Source organism: Pseudomonas sp. REB1044, assembly GCF_038813925.1.
Taxonomy (GTDB): Bacteria; Pseudomonadota; Gammaproteobacteria; order Pseudomonadales; family Pseudomonadaceae; genus Aquipseudomonas; species Aquipseudomonas boreofloridensis.
Window position 1 is genome coordinate 3,018,551 of record NZ_CP046139.1, and the last position, 14,322, is coordinate 3,032,872.

The 14,322-nt window shown below is 63.0% G+C and carries 13 protein-coding genes; 7 read left to right on the top strand and 6 right to left on the bottom strand.

Going from position 1 to position 14,322, the window contains the following annotated elements; genetic code table 11:
• Positions 1-5: 5 nt before the first annotated feature.
• Both GKC70_RS13615 and GKC70_RS13620 read right to left on the bottom strand, forming a co-directional pair.
• On the bottom strand, positions 6-878 hold the full coding sequence (locus GKC70_RS13615; RefSeq protein WP_342648949.1) for an alpha/beta hydrolase: 873 nt from the start codon (positions 876-878) through the stop codon (positions 6-8).
• A 20-nt stretch (positions 879-898) separates the two neighbouring features.
• Entirely contained in the window at positions 899-1,519 is a 621-nt protein-coding gene (locus GKC70_RS13620; protein ID WP_342651524.1) for a LysE family translocator, read from the bottom strand.
• Between the two features lie 216 nt (positions 1,520-1,735).
• Here GKC70_RS13620 and GKC70_RS13625 point away from each other — a divergent pair, with 216 nt between their 5' ends.
• Positions 1,736-2,215, top strand: coding sequence for a GNAT family N-acetyltransferase (locus GKC70_RS13625; protein ID WP_342648950.1), 480 nt, complete (start codon positions 1,736-1,738; stop codon positions 2,213-2,215).
• Between the two features lie 512 nt (positions 2,216-2,727).
• On the opposite strand, the gene GKC70_RS13630 is transcribed toward GKC70_RS13625, so the two are convergent.
• The gene (locus GKC70_RS13630) at positions 2,728-3,249 is read right to left on the bottom strand and encodes an MgtC/SapB family protein (protein ID WP_342651525.1); all 522 of its coding nucleotides are present in this window, start codon (positions 3,247-3,249) and stop codon (positions 2,728-2,730) included.
• 128 nt (positions 3,250-3,377) lie between these two features.
• On the opposite strand from GKC70_RS13630, the gene GKC70_RS13635 reads away from it, so the two are divergent.
• The 4 genes from GKC70_RS13635 (at position 3,378) to GKC70_RS13650 (ending at position 8,663) form a co-directional block, all read left to right on the top strand.
• Entirely contained in the window at positions 3,378-3,614 is a 237-nt protein-coding gene (locus GKC70_RS13635) for a DUF3203 family protein (protein ID WP_029613288.1), read from the top strand.
• Between the two features lie 121 nt (positions 3,615-3,735).
• On the top strand, positions 3,736-5,142 hold the full coding sequence (ccoG, locus tag GKC70_RS13640; protein ID WP_342648951.1) for a cytochrome c oxidase accessory protein CcoG: 1,407 nt from the start codon (positions 3,736-3,738) through the stop codon (positions 5,140-5,142).
• Positions 5,143-5,192: 50 nt separating this feature from the next.
• Positions 5,193-6,602, top strand: coding sequence for a GntR family transcriptional regulator MpaR (gene mapR, locus GKC70_RS13645; RefSeq protein WP_304484350.1), 1,410 nt, complete (start codon positions 5,193-5,195; stop codon positions 6,600-6,602).
• 66 nt (positions 6,603-6,668) lie between these two features.
• Entirely contained in the window at positions 6,669-8,663 is a 1,995-nt protein-coding gene (locus GKC70_RS13650; RefSeq protein ID WP_342648952.1) for an ATP-binding protein, read from the top strand.
• A 54-nt stretch (positions 8,664-8,717) separates the two neighbouring features.
• On the opposite strand, the gene GKC70_RS13655 is transcribed toward GKC70_RS13650, so the two are convergent.
• From GKC70_RS13655 to GKC70_RS13665, 3 genes are all read right to left on the bottom strand, one after another.
• Positions 8,718-10,253 carry a DHA2 family efflux MFS transporter permease subunit gene (locus GKC70_RS13655; RefSeq protein WP_039577169.1) on the bottom strand — a complete coding sequence of 512 codons (1,536 nt, stop codon included), beginning with the start codon at positions 10,251-10,253 and terminating at the stop codon, positions 8,718-8,720.
• A complete protein-coding gene (locus GKC70_RS13660; protein WP_342648953.1) occupies positions 10,250-11,362 on the bottom strand; it encodes an HlyD family efflux transporter periplasmic adaptor subunit in 1,113 nt (370 codons plus the stop codon). The genes GKC70_RS13655 and GKC70_RS13660 overlap by 4 nt, the downstream gene beginning before the upstream one ends.
• Before the next feature lie 98 nt (positions 11,363-11,460).
• Positions 11,461-11,949 carry a MarR family transcriptional regulator gene (locus tag GKC70_RS13665; protein WP_317871514.1) on the bottom strand — a complete coding sequence of 163 codons (489 nt, stop codon included), beginning with the start codon at positions 11,947-11,949 and terminating at the stop codon, positions 11,461-11,463.
• Between the two features lie 220 nt (positions 11,950-12,169).
• Between GKC70_RS13665 and GKC70_RS13670 the strand changes: the two genes are divergently transcribed.
• Together GKC70_RS13670 and GKC70_RS13675 are read left to right on the top strand one after the other, a co-directional pair.
• A complete protein-coding gene (locus GKC70_RS13670) occupies positions 12,170-13,171 on the top strand; it encodes a FecR family protein (RefSeq protein WP_342648954.1) in 1,002 nt (333 codons plus the stop codon).
• Between the two features lie 94 nt (positions 13,172-13,265).
• The gene (locus GKC70_RS13675; RefSeq protein ID WP_342648955.1) at positions 13,266-14,321 is read left to right on the top strand and encodes a cytochrome D1 domain-containing protein; all 1,056 of its coding nucleotides are present in this window, start codon (positions 13,266-13,268) and stop codon (positions 14,319-14,321) included.
• Position 14,322: the final 1 nt, after the last annotated feature.

The following is a 14,322-nucleotide window of genomic DNA, read 5'->3' on the forward strand; positions in this document are numbered from 1 at the left end:
ATGAGTCAACTGCGCAGAAAGGCCTCGACCTGCTGCGCGGCGCTCACCGGATCCTGTTGCATGAAGCAGTGCCCGCCCGCGACCGACTGCTCACTCACATGGCGATTGCGCGCCGCCAGGCGTCGAGCCGACTCGGCAACGAACGGATAGCTCTGTTCGCCGTGCAGGATCCGCGTCGGCGTGACGATCTGCTCCAGGCTCGGCCACAGCCGCGACGGCCACGAACTGAACACCTCCACCTCACGGCTGGGCCGACACTTGAGCACCACGGCATTGGGACAATCGCCCAGCGCGTGGCCCACATAAGCCTGCAGCGACGCTTCGCTCCACCTTTTGAAGATGCCCCGTCCATGCAGCGACGCCAGCGCCGCCTCACGGTCCGGCCAGTGACTGCGCCGGGTAGCGGCTTTGCGGGCCAGGCCATGTCGGCGATTCAGGCCCACCAGCGCCAGGATGCGCATGACCGCGATCATGCGTGGGCTGAACAACACCGGATCGAGTAGCACGGCACGCGCGAACAACTGTGGCTGCAGGGCCAGAATCAGTGCGCTCAGCACGCCACCGAAACTGTGCCCGGCGGCATACCGCGGTATCTCGCCGAATATCGACCGCCCCGCCTCGAAGGCTTCTACCACCGACTCCGCTGAGCGGTTCCAACCGCGAAACGCCCCGCCATGATCGCTATCGCCATGCCCCTGGACATCGCACAGCCACAGGTCGAAGTGCTCGCCGAGGCGCATCAGCAACGGCTCGTAAGCCAGGCAACAGAAGCCGTTGCCATGCAGAAAATGCAACAGCGGCTTGCCGCTGGGCGCCGAGTGCCAGCCTCGCAAGGTGAAGCCGTCGGAGCAGTCGTGGGACCAAGGAATCAGTTGCATCGGGAGCGGCACTCGTCGAACTACGAAAACGACGATTCTACAAACAGCAGCGGATACAACGAAATCACCAGCAACACGGCCATCAGGACATTGAACAGCACCAGCCAGCGAGGATTACGCAGCACGTTGCGCAGCGCGCTGCCGAACATGACCCAGACGCCGACGCTCGGCAGGTTCACCAGCGCGAACAGCACGGCAATCACCACGACGTTCACGGCATAGCCCTGGGCTGGGGTATAGGTGGTGATTGCCCCAACAGCCATCACCCAGGCTTTTGGATTGACCCACTGGAATGCCGCCGCGCCCCAGAAACTCATGGGGCTGCGCGTGCTCTGAGCCTCGCCGGATAGCGGGCCGGAGGTGGCGATTTTCCATGCAAGGTAAAGCAGGTACGCCGCGCCGACATAGCGCAGCACGCTATACAGCGGCGGCCAGGCTTTGAAGAGCTCACCCAGACCAAAACCCACACCCAGCACCATCAGCATGAAGCCAATGCTGATGCCCATGGCATGGGGAATCGAGCGACGGACACCGAAGTTCACTCCCGAGGCAAGCAACAGGGTGTTGTTCGGCCCCGGCGTGATGGATGAAACGAAGGCGAAAAGAATGAAGGCGCTGAGTAGTTCGTAGGAGCCAAACATGGCGTGCAAGTCCGTCAGAGGATGATTATCGAGTCGCACAACACTAGCGATCCTTGATCGGCCCCAACCCATACAGTTATGGAAAATTAGCCCATAACACATAACTGTTCATTTGCTACTGATGCCCCCGCACCTCCAAGACCCGACCAGTCTCAGAGACTCGGCAACGCCAGCCCTACCCGCTACGCTAGGCGCTTTTCTTTCAAGGAATGCCCCATGAGCCTGACCATTCGTCCAGCCCAGCGCAGCGACGCCGCACAGATCCTCGATTTCATCACTGAGCTTGCGGACTACGAGCGAGCCCGAGACCAGGTGGTAGCCAGCGTCACCGACATCGAACGCAGCCTGTTCGATGACGGCAGCACCGTACACGGACTGATCTGCGAACGTGACGGTCAGCCCATCGGCTTTGCCGTCTTCTTCTATAGCTACTCCACCTGGTTGGGCCGCAACGGTATCTACCTCGAAGACCTGTACATCACCCCTGAGCACCGTGGTGACGGCGCCGGTCGCCAGCTACTGCGCCACATCGCCCGCGAAGCGCTGGCCAAAGGCTGTGCGCGCCTGGAGTGGAGCGTACTGGACTGGAACACGCCAGCCATCGGCTTCTACGAGGCCCTGGACGCGCAGGCCCAGTCTGAATGGATTCGCTACCGTCTCGAGGGTGAGCGGCTGCGCAACTTCGCTGAAGGGTGACGTTCGGAATAAACGAGTGGGCGATGTGTTACCCGCACAGCGTCGGCGGCCGACAAGCGGGTAACACGGAAACAATTCGAGAGGTTCGTGCGCGCTTCCCACACCACCCAAAAACAGCAACTCATTGATTTAAAAGGAAATTAAAAAGTTGGCACGCCACCTGCTATGTCTCTGGCACAACAAAAATAAAAAATCGCGACACACCCAATAAAAACAACATGCACCGGCTCTGACATAACAAGAACAACACGGCAGAGGCGCAGCAAGCAGATTTTTTTGGAGTAGGCAGCAATGTGGGGTTCGCCCCCGGTTCGACACAGAACAACAAAACTACCTTCAGGTAGCGACAGTCAGGATCGAATGCAGGCCAGCGCTCAAAAAAATACGTTTGCTCTTGGCCCCGGATAGGGGCCCGGCTACACCGGAACCGGCTGACAACAACAACAACAGGCCGGTTTTGAATAATAATAAAAGAGCAGGCAACAACACCTAGAGGGGAGCTTCGGCTCCCCTCAGTGTTTCCGACTACCCTCCTCGTCCTTCTTCTCCTCGTTCTCATCTTCCACCTTGCCCACCAACAGCGGCATGCTGGCCAGTACCAGCAATGCCAGCACGGTGCTCACCAGGGCCGTCGCTTCGCGCCCCATGCCCGCTGCCGTGCCGATGGCGGCAGTCATCCACAGCCCTGCGGCAGTGGTCAGGCCCTTTACATGACTGGTGTCACGTCCATTGCCTTTGAGGATGGTGCCTGCACCGAGAAAACCGATGCCTGCAACGATGCCCTGGATCACTCGACTGAGCGCCTGATCGTCGGCACCGGCCATCCCCGGCGCCAATACGAACAACGCCGCGCCCATGGACACCAGCATGTGGGTGCGCACACCTGCCGATTTGCCACGATGCTCACGTTCGAAGCCCAACACGGCCCCAAGCACTGCGGCCATCATCAGACGCACGACAATCCGAGTGACCTCGCTTTCATCGGTAATGTCGGCGAATTCGGCCACTACGGCCTGCCACACGTTTTCCCAGATCCGCTCCACGCACAGTCCTCAGAAAGCTTCATGGAAGGTGGACCGCACACCCTGCCAGGAGTGCGACGGCGATGCAGAAACCTCGCCACCGACAAGGTCGAAGACTCAAACCACAGGAGAGAAAGACCATGCCCGTACACATCGATGACCACAAGCGCTGCACCTTGTCCGGTGACACCGTCACCATAGAAGGCCTGGGCCACGAGGTTGAGATCGTCACCGACGCGCACCTGCGCATGTCGGTGGCCATTCTCGCCGGCGAACGCTTCCCGATCACCGAAGCCGAGGCCGATGCGCTCACCGTGGCAGGTGCGGTGGATAGTCGCAGACATCTGAAGAACAGTGGCCCCGGCTCGATCATCTAAGGGTTCGAGTGAGTTACAGCGCGTTCTGATATGGTTTTTATCACCCGACCTGAGCCTGTGCTGAAAACAGATCGGGGGCCATAGTGCCCGGGCCTGATAGAGGCCTGATGAGCGAACCACCATGAGCGAGAGAGTGCCCTTCCGAGTCATCCACATCGAAACCGCCGCCACGCCAGCACGACAGAACGCTGACGGACAGATCCAGACCCGCAGCTTCAAAGGCGTATACCGCAACGTGCGCATCGGTTTCGCCGGCCTGCTGTTCGCGCTGTTCTTCGGTACCGCTTGGCTGAACTGGAACGGGCGCCAGGCCGTGCTGTGGGACTTGGCCGAGAGCAAGTTCCACATCTTCGGCGCCACGTTCTGGCCGCAGGACTTCATCCTGCTCTCTGCGCTGCTGATCATTTGCGCCTTCGGCCTGTTCGCCATCACCGTATTCGCTGGACGGGTCTGGTGCGGTTACAGCTGCCCGCAGAGCGTCTGGACCTGGCTGTTCATGTGGTGCGAGAAAGTCACCGAAGGCGACCGCAACCAGCGCATCCGCCTGGCCGCCGCACCCTGGAGCCTCAACAAACTGGCTCGCCGTGCTTCCAAGCACGGCCTGTGGCTGGCGATCGGGGTGATGACCGGCCTGACCTTCATTGGCTACTTCACACCCATCCGGGCACTGGCCAGTGAGCTGTTGAGCTTCGAGCTGGGGGGTGTCGCACTGTTCTGGATCCTGTTCTTCACCGCTGCCACCTACCTCAATGCCGGTTGGCTGCGCGAAGCGGTATGTATGCACATGTGCCCGTATGCGCGTTTCCAGAGCGTGATGCTCGACAAGGATACCCTGGCCGTGGCCTACGACCCGCGGCGCGGCGAATCGCGCGGCCCACGTAGAAAAGGCAGCGACCCGCGCGCGCAGCAATTGGGCGACTGCATCGATTGCACCTTGTGCGTGCAGGTCTGCCCCACCGGCATCGACATCCGCGACGGTTTGCAGATGGCCTGCATCGGCTGCGCGGCCTGCATCGACGCTTGCGACACGGTCATGGACAAAATGGGTTACCGGCGCGGCCTGATCGGCTACAAGTCCGAGCACAGCCTGCAGGGTGGCACCACCCACTGGCTGCGTCCGCGCCTGCTAGGCTACGCCACGGCCCTGGTGGTGATGATCGGCGCACTGGTGATCGCGCTGCAGATGCGGCCGATGGTGTCCATGGACGTGATCAAGGACCGCGGACTGTTCCGCGAGAACGCCCAAGGCCAGATCGAGAACATCTACCTGCTCAAGATCATCAACAAAACCCAGCAACCGCAGCGTTACGCGCTGAGCCTGGTCGATGCCGACGGTTTCGTCCTGCAGGGCAAACACGAGCTGTCCATTGCCGCCGGGGAGATGAGCGAATTGCCGGTGTCCGTGGCGATGCTGGCCGAGCGACCTGCCAGCAGTTCGGTGGACCTCACCTTCGAAGTGCAGGACCTCGACCAGCCGCAGGTGTTCAGCCGCGCGCGCAGCCGATTCGTCGCGCCCCTGAACCGCTGATCCCTTACACTGCCGCCCACCTTGCGTGCCCAGCCAGAAGTCCAGGAACGATGAAACGCTACGAACGCTTTGCCGACGACATCGCTGAATTGATCCGCTCCGGGGTGCTTGGCCCTGGCCAGCGCGTGCCTTCGGTGCGCTATGCCAGCCAGACCCACGGGGTCAGCCCGTCCACCGTGTTTCAGGCCTACTACCTGCTGGAACGCCGCGGGCTGATCCGCGCCCGACCGCGTTCGGGCTATTTCGTCAATGCCCATGCGCCCCGTCAGTTCAGCGAGCCGCAGGCGCAGGCGCCGGTCAGCGAGTCCACCGACGTCGACGTCAGCGACCTGGTGTTTTCGATCCTCGACTCGATCAAGGACCCGCACACCGTGCCCTTCGGCTCGGCCTTCCCCAGCCCGACGCTGTTTCCACTGCAACGCCTGTCGCGCTCGCTGGCCAGCGCCAGTCGGGCTATGGATCCGCGCGTCGTGGTCACCGACCTGTCGCCAGGCAATCCGCAACTGCGCCGTCAGATCGCCCTGCGCTACATGGTCGCCGGGCTGATGCTGCCAATGGAGGAGTTGCTGATCACCAACGGGGCGCTCGAAGCGCTCAATCTGTGCCTGCAAGCGGTCACCGAGCCAGGCGACCTGGTCGCCATCGAGGCGCCCGCGTTCTATGTCTGCCTGCAGGTGCTCGAGCGTCTGAAGCTCAAGGCGGTGGAAATCCCGGTGCACCCACGTGAAGGCATGGACCTGGACGTATTGGCGCAGACCCTGGAGAAACACCCGATCAAGGCCGTGTGGTCGATGACCACCTTCCAGAATCCGGTCGGCGCGAGCATGCCCGAGGCCAAGAAACAGGCACTGGTGGACCTGCTGCACCGGCATCAGGTGCCGTTGATCGAAGACGATGTCTATGCCGAGTTGTATTACGCACCCCAGGCCCCCAAGCCCGCCAAGGCCTTCGACCGCGACGGTCTGGTAATGCACTGCGGGTCGTTTTCCAAAAGCCTGGCGCCCGGCTACCGGGTTGGCTGGGTCGCGGCCGGGCGTTACGCGCAGAAGATCGAACGGCTCAAGTTGATGACCTCGCTGTGCGCCTCGATGCCCGCCCAGGCCGCCATCGCCGACTACCTGCAGCATGGCGGCTACGACCGTCACCTGCGCAAGTTGCGCTACGCCCTGGAGGGCCAGCAGTCCAGCATGCTGGCGGCCATCGCTCGACATTTCCCGGCCCAGACCCGCGTCAGCCAACCGTCCGGCGGCTATTTCCTGTGGCTCGAACTGCCTGAGCGAATGGATGCGCTCAAGCTGTTCCACATGGCCCTGGCCCAAGGCATCAGCATCGCGCCAGGGCCGATCTTCTCGCCGACGCGGCGCTTCGGCAACTGCATACGGCTGAACTACGGCTCGCCCTGGGACACCACCTGCGAACAGGCGATGCAGACCCTGGGGCGCATCGTCAGCTCGTTCTGAGTGCAGCACCAGGGCGGCAGCGATCAGCGTCTATAGTGAGGATTCGCCGCCTGGAGAACTGACGCCATGTCCACCCTGCCCGCACATCCACTTGATCCCTATACGCTGGCGTGGCACCGCCAGCAGGCGCGCGCGGCCATGCTCGAGGAAGGCATGAAGGAGCAGTGCTTCGAGCTGCTCTGTCAGCAGATGAACGAGGGGTTCTGCATTGTCGAAATGATCGACACCCCACGCGGCCCACTCAGCGACTATCGGCACCTCTACCTGAATGCCGCCAGCGTGCGCCACGCGGGTTATCACCGGCACCTGGGCGTAACCGTTCGCGAGCTCATCCCCGATGAGGCCGAGGAGTGGATCGAACGCTTCGCCGAGGTACAACGTACTGGCGTCAGCAGTACCTTCGTTCACGAACTCAAGGAAGCCCGTCGACTGCTGGCCGTTTCCGTCTATCGATTGGAGCCGACGAGCAAGCGTCGCCTGGGGGTGATCTTTCGCGATCAGTCGTCCAGCGACTTGCTGCTCAGCCGTTACGAGCTGCTCAAACAACGCATCGATGCGGCCCAGGCCGAGCGCAAACTGTTCGGCGATGTGCTCGACAGCAGCCTGGCCAACGTGCTGGTGATGGACAACAACCTGATTTTGCGCGCCATCAACCGGACCGCGCGGGCCACGTTCCAGCGCGAGCATCACTACGTCCCGCAGATCGGCGAGACGCTGGAGCAAGCCCTCGCCCCTCTGCCAGAGGCCAGCAAGCTGATGCTGCCGCTGTGGCGCCGGGCCCTGAGCGGGGAATCCGTGGTTCACGTCATCAGCATTGGTGATCGACCCCATCTGCGCCACTATGAATTGCGCATGAGCTGCCTGCGCAACGATGAGCAGCAGATCATCGGCGCTTATCTGTTCGCCTATAACATCACCGAACGGGTCAACGAACAGGAGCGGCTGCGCGAGGCCGAGCAGGCCCTGCGTCAGTCGCAGAAGATGGAAGCGGTCGGTCAGCTCACCGGCGGTATCGCTCATGACTTCAACAACCTGCTGGGCAGCATACAAGGTGCACTGGAGCTGGCCCGGCAACGCCTGCGCGAATCGCGCGCGGACGATGCCGCGCAGTTGCTCGACAGCGTGCAACAAGACACTGGCCGCGCGGCCTCGCTGGTGCAGCGCTTGCTGGCCTTTTCACGCCAGCAGACCTTGCAACCCCAAGCCATCCAGATCCAACACCTGGTCAGCGGGTTGATGCCGCTGATCAAGAGCTCGGTCGGCAGCCGCGTGCAACTGATCGACCGCACCCAGCCTGACCTGTGGCTGACCTGCGTCGACCCCCCGCAACTGGAAAGCGCCCTGCTCAACCTGTGCCTGAATGCCCGCGATGCCATGCCCGAGGGCGGCGCCGTGTCCATTCAGTGCGAAAACATCGACATGGATCCGCTGCTCGCCGCAGGCCTGGACGCTGCACCTGGCGAGTACCTGCACCTGGCCGTGGCCGACCAGGGCGAGGGCATGACGCAGGAGGTGGCCGAGCGAGCCATCGATCCGTTCTTCACCACCAAGCCACTGGGACAGGGCACGGGCCTGGGGCTTTCGATGGTGTACGGCTTCGTGCGCCAGTCAGGCGGGCAGATGCAGATTCAAAGCACGCCGGGACAGGGCACGACCGTGCACCTCTATTTGCCACGTCATCACTCGATACCTCGACGCACTGTGTTGGTCATCGAGGAGCAACCGGCAATGCGCCTGGTGATGCAGGAGTACCTGGAAGACGCGGGCCACAGAGTTCACACCAGCCTTTCGGGCAACGAAGCGTTGTGCGCCGTGCAGCAAGGGCTGCGGTCAGATCTGCTGATTTGCGACGCACGCGTGCTGCGCCAGGAAACCGGCTTGCGCTTGCTCCAGGCAGCGCAGCAGGTGAATCCGGCGCTGAAGGTGCTGGTTCTGGCCGAACCGGACGAAGCCGTCGACCTGCACGGCGAAACGCAAGTGGAAGTGCTCAACCGGCCGGTCAATGTCGAGGCGTTGGTACGCCGGACAACGTCACTGCTCCAAGCCCTGAAGGTGTCTTGAAACACACAGGCCGCTGCGTCGGCAGTGAACCGCCCGGCCTGCTGAAACCTCGCTTCAATGACCTGCCGAGGCCGGCCCCGCCTTGGCCGTGAACGGCGGTTTGGCCAGCCACACGAGCAGGATCAAGGCGCCGAAGACCCAGGTGAGCAAGGTGAAATAGTCCACCGTGGACATCATGTAGGCTTGGCTGTTGAGGATCTGTTCGAGCTGCGCATAGCTCTGCGGGCTCGCCCCGCCCAACTGGGCCAACGTGTGCCGGGTCGCCGGGTCGTATTGGCTGATGTGCTCGCTCAGGTAGGCATGGTGCTGATCGGCCCGGCGAATCCAGATCCAGGTGGTCAGCGACGCGGCGAAGCTGCCGCCCAAGGTGCGCAGGAACGTCGCCAGGCCAGAACCGTCGGCGATCTGCTGGGGCGGCAGGTCCGAGAGCAGAATGCTCAAGGTGGGCATGAAGAACAGCGCCACGCCAATCCCCATGAACAACTGCACCAGGGCGATGTGCAGGAAATCCACTTCGCTGGTGAAACCGGCGCGCATGTAGCAACTGGCGCCGATCGCCAGGAACGCCAGACCTGCCAGTAGGCGCAAGTCGAAGCGATGGGCGTATTTGCCGACGAAGGGCGACATGATCACCGGCAGCAGGCCGATGGGCGCGACTGCCAGGCCGGCCCAGGTCGCGGTATAGCCCATCTGCGTCTGCAGCCACTGGGGCAGGATCAGGTTGATGCCGAAGAACCCCGAGTAGCCACCGACCAGCACCAAGGTGCCGATGCGGAAATTGCGGTGCACGAACAAGCGCAAATTGACCACCGGATGACGATCGGTCAGTTCCCAGATCACGAACACGGCCAGGAACACCACCGAGATGAGGCTCCCGGCAACGATGAACGAGGACTCGAACCAATCCAGGTCATTGCCCTTGTCGAGCACCACCTGCAAGGCACCCACGCCAACGATCAGCGTCAGCAGACCGACGTAGTCCATGGGCTGACGACTGGTAGTCACCGGGCGCGCGCGCATCTGCTGGCGCACCACCGCAGCGGCGAACAGGCCGATGGGCACGTTGATGAAGAAGATCCAGGGCCAACTGTAGCTGTCGGTGATCCATCCGCCGAGAATCGGTCCGGCAATCGGCGCCACCACCGTGACCATCGCCAGCAGCGCCAAGGCCATGCCGCGCTTGGCAGGCGGGTAGACTGCGATCAGCAACGTCTGGGTCATCGGGTACAGCGGCCCGGCGACCACCCCCTGCAGCACGCGAAAGCCCACCAGTTCCGGCATGGATTGCGCGATACCGCACAGGAACGAGGCCAGCACGAACAGCAGGGTGGCCCAGATGAACAGCTTGACCTCACCGAAGCGTCGGCTCAGCCAGCCGGTCAGCGGCAAGGCGATGGCATTGCTCACCGCGAATGAAGTAATGACCCAGGTGCCCTGCTCGTAGCTCACCCCCAGGTTGCCGGAAATGGTCGGCAGCGCCACGTTGGCGATGGTGGTATCCAGCACCTGCATGAACGTCGCCAGCGACAACCCGATGGTCGTCAGCAGCAGACTCGGCGGGGTGAACTGAGCGGGGGCGCCGTTGCTCATTGCGACGCCGTCTTGCCGCTGGCGGCGCTGTTGTCATGAATCAGCTTGGCGATCAGGCGGTCGGCCTCGGCCAGTTGGCGGTCGTACACTTCGGTGGCATAGCTGGCCTGCTGCGGCGGTTGCTGGGCCAGGGTCGGACCGCTCTGGTCGTGCAGGTCGACCTCGACCACGGTCGACAAGCCGATACGCAGCGGGTGCGTCTTGAGCTGTTCTGGGTCCAGGTGCACGCGAACGGGCACCCGCTGGACGATCTTGATCCAGTTGCCGGTGGCGTTCTGTGCAGGCAGCAAAGCGAACGCGCTGCCGGTACCGGCGCCGAGGCTGTCGACGGTGCCGCGGTAGATGACGTCGCTGCCGTAGAGGTCGGCAGTGACTTCCACCGGCTGACCGATGCGCATATCGCGCAGTTGGGTTTCCTTGAAGTTGGCGTCGATCCACACCTGATTCAGCGGGATCACCGCCATGGTCGCGGTGCCCGGTTGCAGGCGCTGGCCAAGCTGCACGGTGCGCTTGGCGACGTAGCCGGTGACCGGCGCCACCAGCGTGGTACGGGCATTGTCCAGATACGCCTGACGCAAGTCCGAAGCGGCAGCAAGCACATCCGGGTGCGAAGCGACCACGGTGTCATCGACCAGCGCCGTACTGGTGTTGAGTTGCTGGCGCGCGCTGTCCAGTGCGCTTTGCGCACTGGACAGGTCATCGCGCGAGTGCGACAGCTCTTCGGCGGAAATCGCCCCGCTGTCGGCAAGCACCTTGCGGCGGTTGTAATTCTCCCGCGCTTTCTTCAATTCGGCCTGGCGCGCCTGCATCTGCGCTTTGAGCGCATCGACGTTGCTGTACAGCCCGCGCACCTGGCGTACGGTGTGCGCCAGCTTGGCCTCGCTGGCCTGCAATGCCACCTCCCCATCGCTCGGATCGAAACGCAGCAGCACCTGCCCGGCCTGGACCAGGTCGCCATCATCGGCACCGATGCTGATGACGGTGCCGGTAATCAGTGGCGTGATCTCCACCACGTTGCCGTTGACGTAGGCATCGTCGGTGCTCTCGTGCCAGCGCCCGACCAGGGCGTACCAGGCCCAGGCGGCAGCACCGGCGAGGACCACCAGCAACAGCAGGGCCAGTAGCCAGGTCTTGCGCTTGCGATTGGCGCCCGGCTCTTGTGCGGGGCGGGTGCATCGGAGGGAGTGGCCATGACGTTACCTTCGAATCAAGTCGGATCAGGGGTGCGATCGCCGAAGCGAGCGATCGTCAGGGGATCGCCGGCAGCCAGAAGCAGCTTCGCCAGCAGGGTCTCGAGCGCCTTCAGCTCGGTAGGTTCGAGCGCGCCGACCAGCTCGTTCATGGCCATGGCGCCGATCTCCGGCAAGCGATCGGCCAGACGCTGACCGTCTGCCGTCAGTGCCAGGCGCACCTGGCGCCGGTCTTGCGGGCAGCGCGTACGTAGCAGCAAGCCTTTGTGCTCCAGACGATCGAGCATGCGAGTCATCGAGCCGCTGTCCAGACCCAGATAGCGGCACAGGTCGGCCGGCGTATCCACGTGGTACTGGGTGATGATGATGAGCACCTTGAACTGGGCAGCGGTCACGCCGTCACCTTCCAGGTGCCAATCGAGAATACGGTCCTTCAACAGCGCGGCGCGGCCCAGCAGCATGCCGATGGCGCAGGTCTGGAAGTTCTCCGGGGTGAAATGGGCCATCGGAATCGCTCGACATCGCAATAATGTTAGAAAATATTACTGCCTAGGCAGTAGATGTCAAAAACTTTATTAGTTCGCTACCTAAAAACGTGTTCATGTGTCCGTCGACACGATAACGCTGCAAAACCCATCAAAAAACGCGCAACTGATAGGTATTCGCCATTATCTCGGTTCTCGCCATGCAGCGCTGACGATAGAATGCGCAAAACCGGGAGCCACGATGAATCAGGACCGCCTCACTTCAACCGACGCCGATGCCGTCACCGATGCCGCCGCGCAGTGGTGCATGCGCCTGCACGCCGAGGATTGCTCGGACGCCGAGCGTGAGGCCTTCGCGCAGTGGTTGGCCGCCGATCCGCAGCACGCCGAGGAATACCAGGCGATGCTGGAAATCTGGCAAACCGCCGACTTGCTGCCCCGCCTACCCGCTATCACCCGCCAAGCCCCCGCTAACCGTGTGCGCCGCCGCGCATGGCGCCCCGCCGCTTCGGCAGCGATGATCAGCGTGCTCGCGCTGCCCCTTGCGGCCTGGATCGGCTGGGAGCTGGGCTGGCTGCCCAACCGCTATCAGCATTTCGACAGCAGCGATCAGGTGCACGCCGTGCAACTGGCCGATGGCAGCAACGTCGAGCTCAACCTGCACAGCGAGGTGCGCTTTCTCAACTTCAAGGATCGGCGTCGGGTCGATCTGGTCAAGGGCGAAGCCTTTTTCGACGTCAGCCACGACAGCCAGCACCCCTTCATCGTGCATGCCGGACGTGGCCAGATCCGCGTGACAGGTACGCAATTCAACGTGTGGAAGTACCAAGACCAGGTCAAGGTGACACTGGTCGAAGGCTCGGTGCTGGTCTCCAGCGATGGCAGCGATGGCGGCTATCGCCTCGGCCCAGGCATGCAGGCCAGCTACCGCACCGGCGATTTCGAGCCGCAGTTGGCTCAGAGCGACGACTACGCCAATAGCCTGGCCTGGCGCAGCGGGCGGATGGTGCTGGACAACCTCAGCCTGTCCCAGGCACTGCCGGTGATCAACCGCTACCTGGACAAGCCGCTGATGCTGGCCGACAACAACGTCGGCAGCATTCGTATCAGCGGCATCTACGACACCCGCGATGTTCGCCAGTTGGTCGACAACCTGCCCAAGGTCCTGCCGATCTATCTCACCCGCAGCAACGACGGCAGTACCGTGCTCAACCGTATCCTGCCCTCCCCCCACAAACGCTGAAGCGCAAGCGCCCGGCATCCGAACGAACTCGGCGAGCGGCGCATCGGTCACACCTTGGGCATGCACATGGAAATCATCCCAGAAGGAGACGGACATGCCCTACCCATTTGCTCCCCTGCCCAACGCACTGCGCCACATCGTGCTGGCCGGCGCCCTGCTGACCGGCAGCGCACTGGTGCACGCCGATGACGTGCTCCTGGTCGGCAACAAGGCCGACGCCAGCGTGTCGGCGCTCGACACGCGCACCGGCAAGGAGCTGGTGACGCTGAAAGTCGGCACCGGCCCGCACGAAGTCGTGGTCTCGGGCAACAACCTGTTGGCCGTTGCTGGCAACTATGGTGTTCAAGGCACCGCCAACAACACCCTGAGCGTGATCGACTGGCCGACCCGCAGCGTGGTGCGCACCATCGACCTGGGCCAGGATTCGCGCCCGCACGGCATTCGCTTCCTGCCCGACAGCCAGCGGGTGGTGGTGACCACCGAGGACAGCGACCGGCTGCTGGTCGTCGATCTGGTCCAGGGCCAGGTCACCGATCGCATCGACGTCGGCGGCGGCAAACCGCATATGGTCGCCTTGGCGCCCGGTGCCGAGCGCGCCTACGTCACCCATGTCGACGGCGGTCAGTTATCGGTGGTGGACCTGCTGCACAAGAAAAAACTCTATGACATTCCCACCGGCAACGGCAGCGAAGGCGTGGCGGTGACCCCGGATGGCAAGCAGGTGTGGGTCAGCAACCGCGGCGGCAACGAGGTGGTCATCGTCGATCCGCAGCGCCGGGAAGTCACCGATCGCATCCGTACCGGGCTGTTCCCCATCCGCGTGGCCATGACGCCCGACGGCAAGTACGCGCTGGTGACCTGCGCCAAGTCGGCGGAACTGGCGGTCATCGACGTGGCCGCCAAGAAAGAGATCAAGCGCATCGGTTTGGCGCGAGAAGGCGCTGAGTACCGACGCACGCTACTGGGCGAAGAAGCGCTGCCCATCGGCGCGGTGGTCTCCCCTGACGGCAAACAGGTGTACGTGGCCATCAGCGGCGGTGACGAGGTGGCGGTGATCGACACCGCCAACTGGACCGAGAAAGCCCGCTGGAAAACCCGCGCCGAGCCGGACGCATTGGCCATCGTGGTGCAGCCCAACCAGGACGAGTGAC

What these genes read in the sequence shown, in the direction of transcription:
- ccoG (WP_342648951.1), top strand. Translation starts at nt 3,736, where the DNA reads ATGAGCGAGAGAGTGCCCTTCCGAGTCATCCACATCGAAACCGCCGCC.
- GKC70_RS13675 (WP_342648955.1), top strand. Translation starts at nt 13,266, where the DNA reads ATGCCCTACCCATTTGCTCCCCTGCCCAACGCACTGCGCCACATCGTG.
- GKC70_RS13665 (WP_317871514.1), bottom strand. Translation starts at nt 11,949, where the DNA reads ATGGCCCATTTCACCCCGGAGAACTTCCAGACCTGCGCCATCGGCATG.
- mapR (WP_304484350.1), top strand. Translation starts at nt 5,193, where the DNA reads ATGAAACGCTACGAACGCTTTGCCGACGACATCGCTGAATTGATCCGC.
- GKC70_RS13650 (WP_342648952.1), top strand. Translation starts at nt 6,669, where the DNA reads ATGTCCACCCTGCCCGCACATCCACTTGATCCCTATACGCTGGCGTGG.
- GKC70_RS13635 (WP_029613288.1), top strand. Translation starts at nt 3,378, where the DNA reads ATGCCCGTACACATCGATGACCACAAGCGCTGCACCTTGTCCGGTGAC.
- GKC70_RS13625 (WP_342648950.1), top strand. Translation starts at nt 1,736, where the DNA reads ATGAGCCTGACCATTCGTCCAGCCCAGCGCAGCGACGCCGCACAGATC.
- GKC70_RS13670 (WP_342648954.1), top strand. Translation starts at nt 12,170, where the DNA reads ATGAATCAGGACCGCCTCACTTCAACCGACGCCGATGCCGTCACCGAT.
- GKC70_RS13620 (WP_342651524.1), bottom strand. Translation starts at nt 1,519, where the DNA reads ATGTTTGGCTCCTACGAACTACTCAGCGCCTTCATTCTTTTCGCCTTC.
- GKC70_RS13615 (WP_342648949.1), bottom strand. Translation starts at nt 878, where the DNA reads ATGCAACTGATTCCTTGGTCCCACGACTGCTCCGACGGCTTCACCTTG.
- GKC70_RS13655 (WP_039577169.1), bottom strand. Translation starts at nt 10,253, where the DNA reads ATGAGCAACGGCGCCCCCGCTCAGTTCACCCCGCCGAGTCTGCTGCTG.